Source organism: Bacteroidota bacterium (genome assembly GCA_018831055.1).
Taxonomy (GTDB): domain Bacteria; phylum Bacteroidota; class Bacteroidia; order Bacteroidales; family B18-G4; genus M55B132.
Genome location: JAHJRE010000019.1, coordinates 1 through 7,282, shown reverse-complemented (window position 1 = coordinate 7,282; position 7,282 = coordinate 1). Strand labels below are relative to the sequence as shown.

Sequence of the window (7,282 nt, the reverse complement as noted above, 5' to 3'; positions counted from 1 at the left end):
TGGCAGGAATAACTGCGATATCTTCCTTTTCAAGTGTATATACCGTTATACTAGCCGTTAGTCCGGGCATTAATTTAAGATCGGGGTTTGGAGCCTCCACCACAACACTGTAAGTAACCACATTAGCATTAATATGGGGTTCGAGACGGACTTGCGTTATCGTTCCGGCAAATTCATCGTCAGGAAAAGCATCCACGGTAAATGAAACCCTCTGGCCTTCCTTAACCTGACCAATATCAGCCTCATCCACGTCTGCCAGTACCTGCATACGTGTCAGGTCATTGGCAATAGTAAAAAGGGTAGGCGTATTGAAGCTGGCGGCAACGGTTTGTCCTTCATCAACAGCCCTTGAAAGCACCACCCCGTCAATAGGGGAATAGATGGAGGCATAATCGAGGTTAGCCTGGGCGCGGATCAGTTCGGCTTTGTACCGGTCGACATTGGCCTGAGCATTTACGTATGCATAAAAAGCATTTTCATAATCCGCATCACTGATGGTTTTCTTTTCATAAAGCTGTTTGAACCTGGCATGGTTCTTCTTCTGAAAGTCCAGGTCATTCTCTGCCGACGCCAACCCTGCTTTCACCTCGGCAACCTGAGCCTGCAAAAGGCTTTTATCGAGTTCGGCGAGTAGCTGGCCTTTGCTTACGACGGAATTATAATCCACACAGATTTTTTGGATCACACCCGAGACCTGTGTACCCACTTCAACCTGTGTAATAGGCTCCAGGGTCCCGGTGGCCGTAATGGTACCGGATATAACTCCCTTTGTAACCGTAACAGTCTCAATGCTGACCCCGGTTCCGGGCTTTGTTCCCAATAGCAGCCAGGAAACAGCCACTGCAAGAAGGATAATGATCGCGGTGATAATAAGTTTCTTTCTTGTCTTCATGATTTTCAAAATTTAATAATCGTTTATAATTGTATTTCTTTACCCTGATAAAAATCCAGGAGTTTATAGTTCAGTATGGCACTGTATTTTGCCTGTAAATATTCCTGTTGGGCCAGGAGGTATTTATTTTTCTCGGTGATCAGATCAACCGTGTTCTTCAGTCCCAGGCTGTATTGCTCTTCTGTTAGCTTATAGCTGAGTTCGGAAGCATTTAGTTGCTCACCGGCAGCCTCGAAACGGCTACGGGAGGTGACAGCGTCCAGGTAAGCCTGCTCAACGGATTCCAGTAGGTCTTTCCTCGTATTTTCAAGGTTCAGCCGGCTCTGATCAATGTTGATCCTGGCTAATTCCTTCACGGTCTTGTTTGTCCGGTTCGAGAAAATCGGTATATTCAGCTTCAGTCCTATATATTCATTCAACCCATGATCAAGCTGCAGGCTGTATGAATCCGTGGAGATGGTGTTATATCCTGTACCGATGCTTGCACTCATAGATAAACTCGGAAGGAAATTCGCACCGGATTTACGGTATTCAAGATCTGCTATATCGATACCTAAATCACCGGATTTCACTTCAGGCATTATCTGCAGGGCCTGTGAATACACTTCGGTTTTACCGGGAATGGCCTTTTGTACTTGTTCATCCGGTACTTCAGGAAAATCAAGTTTCAATTCCTGGTCAATACCCAGTTCAAGCAACTGTTTTAATTGAAGCACAAACCTGCTGAATTCATTCTCAGCTACTGTAAGCGAGTATCGGTCGGTGATATATTGCGAGCGTATCTGAGCAAAATCCGCTTCCGCTATTGAGCCTGCCTCATAATGGTTTTTGGCCCATTCCAGTTGGACTTCGGATCCTTCAAGGGTTTGCTGTGCCTGTTTGACTGATTCATTAGCATACAGAATAGCCAGGTATGCCTGAGTAACGGCAATTTCAATATTATTCTGTGTAACCTGCACAGCCAGTTCCGACGATTGTAGTGAAAGCTCTTTCTGACTGATATTATTATTGATCCTGAAACCATTAAACAAGATCACATCAGTTCCTAAGGAATAATTGCCATAGTGATAATCCTGGTTTTCATAATTCCCGGAAAGGGGATTCAAAGTTTTATCCGAAGTAAACGACTGTGTTGCCTGGGCACTCAATCCGGGCAGCCTTTCTGCCTTTGCCTGTTTAAAATAGGCTTCGTTTTCCTGTATCCCCAACCTTGCTTGCTGTACCTGGATATTGTTTTCCCTGGCATAATCAATACAGCGGTTAAGACTCCAGGAACCGGAAAGATCCTGTGCTGTCAGGATCATGGTCAAATTGATTGTAATTAAGGTTAAAAAAAGTATTCTTTTCATCTTTTGAAGTGTTTTTTGCTTCAAAAGTATTATGGCAGGAAGGCCCCGGAAAGTTTAATCGACGTTCGGGGAAAAAACCGGGAAGAAGAGGAGGGATTTGATGATGAAGGGGGCTGGGGGGCTGGGGGCTGGGGGGCTGGGTTCAAGGCACAGGGTACCCAGTACCCAGCACCCAGCACCCTTATTCCATTTCACTTAATATAATCAAAGTACAAATGCTTCACCGTTTCTCCTTTATTGATGATCTGTTTGAGTGAATCCACACCGATCTGAAGGTGTTCCAGTACATAATTGGTGGTAACATCCTGGTCGCTTTTATCGGTTTTAACTCCGGTACTGATCATAGGCTGGTCGGTGACGAGGAGCAGAGCGCCGGTTGGGATCTTGTTGGCAAAGCCAACCATGAAGATGGTGGCTGTTTCCAGGTCGATGGCCATGGCACGGGTACGGCGAAGGTATTTCTTGAATTTGTCGTCGTATTCCCAGACACGGCGGTTGGTGGTATAAACAGTGCCTGTCCAGTAATCTTTGCCATGATCACGGATGGTGGTTGAGATAGCCTTTTGCATATTAAACGCGGGGAGGGCCGGGACTTCAATCGGGAAGTAATCGTTAGAGGTACCTTCGCCACGAATGGCAGCAATGGGGAGGATAAGGTCGCCAAGCTGGTTTTTCTTTTTCAGCCCGCCGCATTTGCCCAGGAAGAGGCAGGCTTTGGGTGATACTGCTCCCAGGAGGTCCATGATGGTTGCAGCATTGGCGCTGCCCATGCCAAACTTGATCATGGTGATGTTATCGGCGGTTGCGCTGGGCATAGGACGCTTCTCTCCAACAATTTCCACCTTGTGAAGCCTGGCAAAATGCTCCAGGTAATCCATGAAGTTGGTCAACAGGATATACTCCCCGAACGATTCAAGCGGCATACCGGTATAGCGCGGCAACCAGTTCTCGATGATCTCTTGTTTTGTTTTCAAATTATAGGGTTATATGGTTATAGGGTTATATGGCTAATTTAGTTCCCAGCAATCCAGAACCCTTGTTCCTTGCAACCTGCAACCATCTCCCCGTACCCCAGTCCCCAGCTCCCAGTCCCCAGCCCCCTGTAACCTGTTCCTTGCAACCTGTCAACCAGCTCCCAGTCCCCAGTCCCCCAGTTCCCACTTCCCAGTTCCCTTTCCCCACAAAAGTAACAAAACCCTACTTCTTTTCAAAGCCAAACGCCTGCATCATCTTGTCGAACAGGGCGGTATTTTCGTAGATTCCGCGGAAAAGGTCTGATTGAGGACCGTAAGCAAATACCGGTACCATAACGCCGGTGTGGTTATCTGTGGTAAATCCCCCTTCTACCATTCCTGTTGTAAAGTCGCCACCGTTAAGGCCCATACCACCGGTTTCATGGTCGGCAGTGACAATTACGAGGGTATTTCCGTCTTTTTCGGCAAAATCAAGAGCGATACCAACTGCCTTGTCGAAATCAAGCATCTCATCAACAATATATTGAGCATCGTTGGCATGTCCGCCCCAATCGATCTGGGAACCTTCAATCATCAGGAAGAATCCGTTCGCATCCTGGTTTAGTAATTCAATAGCTTTAGCCGAAGACAGAGGGAGCATATCACCACGGCCCTCGGAAAACTTCGGAGGAGCTTCCTCATAAAGCAACCCGGCCAGTTTGCCTTCGGTAACGGTAGGTATGAGTTCCTGTTTGTATACCATGGTATATCCTTTTTCCAGGAGGGTATTGGTCAGATCAACGCTGTCTTTTCTCTCCTTGAAATGCTTTAATCCGCCACCGATGAATACTTCTATGTCGTTGTTTACAATGTCTCCGGCAATCTCCTCATACATATGCCGGCTCTTTTGATGTGCGGAGAAAGAAGCCGGTGTAGCGTGGGTAATGGTGCTTGTAGCAACCAGTCCGGTGGCTTTGTCGGCATCTTCAGCATATTCCAGGATAGACTTAACAGGGACAGTATCGGTATTCACTCCGATAGCACCGTTGTATGTTTTTACCCCCACCGCTATGGCTGTACCACCGGCACCTGAGTCGGTAATGTAGTCGCTTGCCGATTGAGTCCTGGAAAAACCAATATCGTTAAAACGTTCAATGTTTAGTTTCCCCTTATTGGCTGTGATCCCTGCGAAAACCTGAGAGGTACCCATACCGTCACCAATCAGGAGGATAATATTTTTGGCAGGTTTTTCCTGTTTTTGAGTTGTTTGCGAGTGCTGTTGACATCCTGCAAAAAAGACACCAATCAACAGGACGAAAAATAAAGTCTTTTTCATTGTAAAAATATTTTGTTGTTTTTGTAAGGTTTCACAGATTATTTCGACAAAATTAACAAATGCTTATCGAACTAAACAGGATTAATCTTGTTGAGTTCAAAAGAGTCATTAAAATTAATATTCTGTTAATAATAAAACTGAAAAACTATGTATAGAAATATCCTTACTATTTTATTTGCGGTAATGGTTTCATCGGTTTTCTCGCAGGTACCGAAAAAAATCGTTGTCGAACATTTTACCAATACCCGTTGTGGGGTATGCGCCAGTAAGAATCCTGGCTTATATGAAAACCTGAATAACAATCCGGATGTTTTGCACCTTGCCATACATCCCGGTTCACCTTACCAGAATTGCTGGTTGCATTTGCATAATCCCGGGGAGAATGACGGAAGAACTAATTATTACGGCATTTACGGGGCAACGCCCAGGCTGGTAATACAAGGGGAAGCCAAATCTGCCGGTATCAATTTCAGTGATCCTGCACTTTTTAGTCCCTACGAATCCCAGACCAGCCCATACTCCCTGTACACAAGCGAAACCCGTTTGGGAGGAGACAGTGTGAGGGTGGATGTAACTGTAAAAGCTGTAGCAGCACATAGCTTATCAAATGCAAAAATCTTTTTAGCATATGCCGAAGAGATACTTCCTTTTGCGGCTCCCAATGGAGAAACCCAGCATCACGATGTTTTCAGGAAGGCTTTTACACCGGTTGAAGGTATGATGATCGACCTGCCGGCAAATGGGGATTCGGTAATTATTTCTTTAAGCATTGCAATAGATACAGAATGGAATATGGACCAAATGTATGCACTTGCCATTCTCCAGGATGCCGTTACGAAAGAAGTACTGCAGGCAGGAAAAACAGATATGGTGAACAATATTGCAGGTATTTTCAGCAATAACGTTGAGGAAATAAGACTTGGGGTCTATCCCAATCCGGCCAGGGAGAGTATTACTGTTGGCGAGGTAAGCGGAATGGTGGAGATCATTGGAATAGACGGGAAAACTGCACTGGTTCAACGATTTGATGAAAAGGCAGCCGACCGCCGCATCGATATTTCCATACTTCCTGAAGGAGTATATATTGTCAGAAATGGAATTAAAGTTTCGAGGCTTTCGATAACAAGGTAACAGTGCTCATCGATAAAGGAACTTGTGCATTACGGGGTTTCCTTTTAGATAAATTTCATTCTTGATTTTAATTTTTCGCGCAGAAATATTTTTTTTCGCGCAGAGGTGCAGAGGATTATATTGTTTAAACAGAAAATTTGTGCGACCGCAGAGAGGTGGAATTATTTCGGGAAAAGCCCTTTGTTTCTCTTTCTTACTCTGCGCCTCTGCGCGAAAAAAACTGTCCATTCTCACCACTCTCATCCCCTGCGCCTCTGCGCGAAAAAACTCTGCGCGAAGCATAAATCATTCAATAACTACTTCATCGCAGAAAAATCCACGATTTCCCTTCCTGGAGGAATGAGGCTATGATTTAGCTTATCGTTTGTATCTTTCCGGATGGAAGGGTTTCCATCATACGGGATGGAGATGAGAGCCTTAATCATCTTAAAGCTTTTATTACTCTTCAAATTTTCAGTTTGCTTTAGCCGGGAAGTTCATCACTATTCCTGAATTAAAAAATATTTTGTAAAAAATTAGGTTTATAGAATAAACTAATTTATATTTGCAAAGTTATTTATAAATTAGTTATTATGAAAGAAAACATTAACAGCGGTACCCTTATTGCCGGGGCAATGTTCATCGGCATGGGGATTGGTTACCTGACCGGGTATTTTATCCCGGGAATGTTCCTGGGAATGGGAACCGGATTCGTTTTGAACGCAATCATAAGAATGAATAAAAAACAAAACAAGATGAGCCATGAATGAGACATTTGACGAAAAAGCCGGCCTGAAGGTCATAATCGAGACCATCGAAAATGCAAAGAACAATATCCGCGACAACGGATTCTTTTATTTGTTATGGGGCTGGCTGGTATTAATTGCCAGTTTGCTGCATTATTTCCTGCAAAACTATACCGGTTTCAGGTATTTTTTTATCGGATGGCCGGTGCTCATGATTTCAGGAATGATCGTTTCCATTGTTTATGGTATCCGGTTGGGTAAAAGAGCCATGGTCAGGACCTACCTGGATTCCATGCTTATCTATCTCTGGTGGTCATTCACGTTTACCCTCATTTTATTACTGTTTATGACTTTTTACGGATTTATTTCTTTCGAAGTGATGAACCCGTTGATTGTCATATTGTTCAGCATGTGTACCTTTGTTTCGGGAGGGATCATGCGGTTTCGGCCACTAATCATTGGCGGGTTGATGGGATGGATACTTGGAGGGGCTGCGTTTTTTGTTGAACGCGACTCCCAGTTGCTGTTAACGGCACTGGCCATAGTGATCGCTTATCTGATCCCTGGTTATATTTTAAAATACAGGAAATAAATGGGATTTCAGGAACTTGATCCATTGTTGCATAACCAGTTGAGACTAAGTATTATGTCGGTACTGATCAGCAATGAGTCGGCAGAGTTTAGTCATTTATTGGAATCAAGCGGGGCAACCCGGGGCAACCTCAGTGTGCAGATCTCGAAACTGAAGGAGGGGGGATATATCTCCGTGAAGAAGTCGTTCCGCAATAATTATCCCTTGACTACCTGTAAAATTACGAAGAAAGGTATTGAGGCTTTTGAGAACTATGTTAAGGCTATTTCCGGTTACCTTAATACGGGTAGAGGTGAATAGACTC

8 protein-coding genes are annotated in these 7,282 nt (G+C 44.5%); 4 read left to right on the top strand and 4 right to left on the bottom strand.

Annotation, left to right across the window (positions count from 1 at the left end; genetic code table 11):
• The 4 genes from KKA81_01515 to KKA81_01500 all read right to left on the bottom strand — a co-directional run.
• Positions 1 to 892, bottom strand: an 892-nt coding sequence (locus tag KKA81_01515; GenBank protein ID MBU2649586.1) for an efflux RND transporter periplasmic adaptor subunit, incomplete at its 3' end; no start/stop codon positions are given.
• A 23-nt stretch (positions 893 to 915) separates the two neighbouring features.
• Complete coding sequence (locus KKA81_01510; protein MBU2649585.1) at positions 916 to 2,241, bottom strand: TolC family protein; 1,326 nt, start codon at positions 2,239 to 2,241, stop codon at positions 916 to 918.
• 191 nt (positions 2,242 to 2,432) lie between these two features.
• Positions 2,433 to 3,215, bottom strand: coding sequence for an AMP nucleosidase (locus KKA81_01505; GenBank protein ID MBU2649584.1), 783 nt, complete (start codon positions 3,213 to 3,215; stop codon positions 2,433 to 2,435).
• A gap of 223 nt (positions 3,216 to 3,438) precedes the next feature.
• Entirely contained in the window at positions 3,439 to 4,530 is a 1,092-nt protein-coding gene (locus tag KKA81_01500) for an alkaline phosphatase (protein ID MBU2649583.1), read from the bottom strand.
• A 147-nt stretch (positions 4,531 to 4,677) separates the two neighbouring features.
• Here KKA81_01500 and KKA81_01495 point away from each other — a divergent pair, with 147 nt between their 5' ends.
• The 4 genes from KKA81_01495 (at position 4,678) to KKA81_01480 (ending at position 7,278) form a co-directional block, all read left to right on the top strand.
• Positions 4,678 to 5,661, top strand: coding sequence for a T9SS type A sorting domain-containing protein (locus KKA81_01495; GenBank protein MBU2649582.1), 984 nt, complete (start codon positions 4,678 to 4,680; stop codon positions 5,659 to 5,661).
• A gap of 572 nt (positions 5,662 to 6,233) precedes the next feature.
• Positions 6,234 to 6,410, top strand: coding sequence for a hypothetical protein (locus KKA81_01490; GenBank protein ID MBU2649581.1), 177 nt, complete (start codon positions 6,234 to 6,236; stop codon positions 6,408 to 6,410).
• Positions 6,403 to 6,978, top strand: a complete 576-nt coding sequence (locus KKA81_01485; GenBank protein MBU2649580.1) for a hypothetical protein — start codon at positions 6,403 to 6,405, stop codon at positions 6,976 to 6,978. Before KKA81_01490 ends, KKA81_01485 begins: the two co-directional genes overlap by 8 nt.
• Entirely contained in the window at positions 6,979 to 7,278 is a 300-nt protein-coding gene (locus KKA81_01480) for a transcriptional regulator (GenBank protein MBU2649579.1), read from the top strand.
• Positions 7,279 to 7,282 lie beyond the last annotated feature (4 nt).

What these genes read in the sequence shown, in the direction of transcription:
- KKA81_01490 (MBU2649581.1), top strand. Translation starts at nt 6,234, where the DNA reads ATGAAAGAAAACATTAACAGCGGTACCCTTATTGCCGGGGCAATGTTC.
- KKA81_01510 (MBU2649585.1), bottom strand. Translation starts at nt 2,241, where the DNA reads ATGAAAAGAATACTTTTTTTAACCTTAATTACAATCAATTTGACCATG.
- KKA81_01495 (MBU2649582.1), top strand. Translation starts at nt 4,678, where the DNA reads ATGTATAGAAATATCCTTACTATTTTATTTGCGGTAATGGTTTCATCG.
- KKA81_01485 (MBU2649580.1), top strand. Translation starts at nt 6,403, where the DNA reads ATGAATGAGACATTTGACGAAAAAGCCGGCCTGAAGGTCATAATCGAG.
- KKA81_01500 (MBU2649583.1), bottom strand. Translation starts at nt 4,530, where the DNA reads ATGAAAAAGACTTTATTTTTCGTCCTGTTGATTGGTGTCTTTTTTGCA.
- KKA81_01480 (MBU2649579.1), top strand. Translation starts at nt 6,979, where the DNA reads ATGGGATTTCAGGAACTTGATCCATTGTTGCATAACCAGTTGAGACTA.